This window comes from Pigmentiphaga sp. GD03639, assembly GCF_029845405.1.
GTDB lineage: Bacteria > Pseudomonadota > Gammaproteobacteria > Burkholderiales > Burkholderiaceae_B > Pigmentiphaga > Pigmentiphaga daeguensis.
In genome coordinates, this window is the sequence record NZ_JAOCLR010000097.1 from 1 (window position 1) to 627 (window position 627).

Annotated in this window: 1 protein-coding gene; it reads left to right on the top strand. The window is 66.5% G+C overall.

Features of this window, described 5'->3' with window-relative positions:
• A partial coding sequence (locus N5K27_RS29010; protein ID WP_279821044.1) for a DUF6094 domain-containing protein occupies positions 1-627 on the top strand: 627 nt, incomplete at both ends.

A 627-nucleotide genomic window follows, 5' to 3' on the forward strand; every position in this document is an offset into this window, starting at 1 on the left:
CTGGAAAAGCTGTTCTATCAGCGCGCGCTGCCGCTGCTGCAGTACGGCGGCGTGCTGATCTTCATCGTGCCGTCCTACGTGCTCGACGCCGAGCTGGTCGGATGGCTGACGCGCCACCTCAAAGACCTGCGCATCTACCGTGCGGTGGAAACGCAGTTCAAGCAGGTGGTGATCTTCGGTCGCCGGGTTCGCCAGCGCGACCAGGCGTCGGAGTCGGTCAAAGCCGTGCGCGGTCTGCTGCTGCAGATCGGACAGGGTGACGCCGAAGCCGAGGAACTGCCGCTCGAATGGCCGTTCCTGCCGTACACCGTCCCTGCCAGCCCGGCCGAGCCGGAGCACTTCTATCGCGTGACGATGGAGCCCGAGCAGTTCGCCGATGAAGTCGGCCGGCTGCAAGGACTCTGGCCGGCGCTCGATACCCACCTGGGCGCCGCGCAGCAGTCGCTGCGTCCGCCCGCGCGGGCCTTGTCGCACTGGCATCTCGCCCTGGCCTTGGCCGCAGGCGCGATTTCCGGCGTAGTGACGTCCAAGAGCGGGCGCGTACTCGTCGTCAAAGGTGACACCCACAAGGAGAAGATGCTCCAGACGGAATACACCGAACGCGACGACGGCTCCGTGGCCGAGACG